The organism is Actinomadura sp. NPDC048032, assembly GCF_040653175.1.
GTDB classification, from domain to species: domain Bacteria; phylum Actinomycetota; class Actinomycetes; order Streptosporangiales; family Streptosporangiaceae; genus Spirillospora; species Spirillospora verrucosospora.
The window spans coordinates 1-1,855 of sequence record NZ_JBEZJP010000757.1 but is presented as its reverse complement, the minus strand read 5'-3'; the positions used below and the strand labels follow the sequence as shown (position 1 = coordinate 1,855).

At 73.2% G+C, this 1,855-nt stretch carries 2 protein-coding genes; both read left to right on the top strand.

Going from position 1 to position 1,855, the window contains the following annotated elements:
- The coding region (locus AB0C69_RS41920) for a MaoC/PaaZ C-terminal domain-containing protein (RefSeq protein ID WP_360362423.1) at positions 1 to 835 on the top strand (835 nt) is incomplete at its 5' end.
- A 350-nt stretch (positions 836 to 1,185) separates the two neighbouring features.
- The gene (locus tag AB0C69_RS41915; RefSeq protein WP_360362420.1) at positions 1,186 to 1,815 is read left to right on the top strand and encodes an HNH endonuclease family protein; all 630 of its coding nucleotides are present in this window, start codon (positions 1,186 to 1,188) and stop codon (positions 1,813 to 1,815) included.
- The last annotated feature ends 40 nt before the right edge of the window (positions 1,816 to 1,855 follow it).

The following is a 1,855-nucleotide window of genomic DNA, read 5'->3' as shown; positions in this document are numbered from 1 at the left end:
GGGGGGTCGTCCCCCCACCGGCTGCATCCGGGCCCATGAGTGGCAGGGGCGGTCGCTCGGCGCCCGGACGGTGGCCTACGACGAGACGCGGCCCATCCTCTACGCGCTCGCGGTGGGGGCGGGGGCCGCGGACCTCGACCTGGTGTTCGAGGAGAGGCTGCGCGTCCTGCCGACGTTCGTGCTGACCCTCGCCCAGTGGGCGCCGGACGTCCTGGGCTCGGCGGGCGCGTTCGACGTGCGGACGGCCGTTCACGGGACGCAGCGCCTCCGCGTCCTGAAGCCGCTGCCGCGCTCCGGTTCGGTGGAGATGAGCGCACGCGTCACCGACGTGTGGGACAAGGGCTCCGCGGCCGTCTTCGACGTGGCGGTCGAGAGCGAGTACTTCGAGGCGACGTGGTCGCTGTTCGCGCCGGGGAGCGGCGGTTTCGGGGGCGAGCGGGGCCCGTCGTCGCGCCGCCGTCCCGAGGCCGTCCCGGACGGCGTGCTGACCGTCGCCACCGCGTCGCGGCAGGCGGCGCTCTACCGGCTGCTCGGCGACCGCCACCACCTGCACATCGATCCGGAGGCGGCGAAGGCGGCCGGGATGCCGCGCCCGATCATGCACGGCCTGTGCACGCTCGCGGCCGTCACTCTCCCGCTCGCCGAGTCCCTCGGCGCCCACCCCGCCGACCTGGCCGAGCTCGAAGGCCGCTTCGCGGCGCCCGTCTTCCCCGGTGACGCGCTCCAGGTGAGCACCTGGCGGGACGGCGACGGCGGAGCGGTCCTGTTCGAGGCGGCCGTGGACGGGACGACGGTCATCTCGGGCGGACGCGCCCGCTTCGGCGCGGCCCGCTAGGCGGCGGCGCGCTCGCCCGCCGCTTCGGGGGACGACGCCGAAAGCGTTCTCACGACCGTGTGGCTCCGGGCGCCTTGCCTCGCACCAGCCCCGGGCTTTGCCCGGGGCTGGGCCCGGAGTTCAAGAACTCTTCATCCGCCGTCACGGAAGCGGCAGCGCCTGTTTCGTCGCAGCTCAGAGGCCTTCGGTCGGCGATAGACGTCAGCTTCCGACCAACGGCGGCAGTGCGCATGAGCAAAGCGTGACATTTATTCGTATTTGTCGAAAATGTCACCGTCGCAGTGCCGTCGTTCCCGCTCCCCCTCGGGGTTCCAGCCCCGGCCCGGGGACGACCGCGGAAAGGCATCCCGATGCGACGACTTCTCACATTCGCGCTCCCCGCCGCCCTGAGCGCGGCCCTGCTCGGCGCGGCGGCCGCGCCCGCGTCCGCGACCCCGCCCGGCATCCCGTCCGCCGCCACGGCCGCGAGCCGCCTGGCGACCCTGACCGTGACCGCCGAGTCGCACGGGAGCACCTACGACCGCTCCCTGTTCCCGCACTGGATCACCATCTCCGGGACGTGCAACACCCGCGAGACCGTCCTGAAGCGGGACGGCACGAACGTCACCACGGACTCCGCGTGCGCCGCGACGTCCGGCAGGTGGTTCTCGCCCTACGACGGCGCCACCTGGACGCAGGCGTCCGACCTGGACATCGACCACATGGTGCCGCTCTCCGAGGCGTGGGCGTCCGGCGCCTGGTCCTGGACGACCTCCCGCCGCCAGTCGTTCGCCAACGACCTCGCCGGCCCCCAGCTGTGGGCGGTGACCGACAACGTCAACCAGGCGAAGAGCGACAAGGACCCGGCCGAGTGGCAGCCCTCGGTCACCTCCTTCCGCTGCACCTACGCCCGCGCCTGGATCCAGGTGAAGTGGTCCTGGGGCCTGACGGTGGACAGCTCGGAGAGGAGCGCCCTCACCACGATGCTCGGCACCTGCTGACCGATCGCCCCACCGCTCCGGCGCCCGCGGGAAGCCTCCC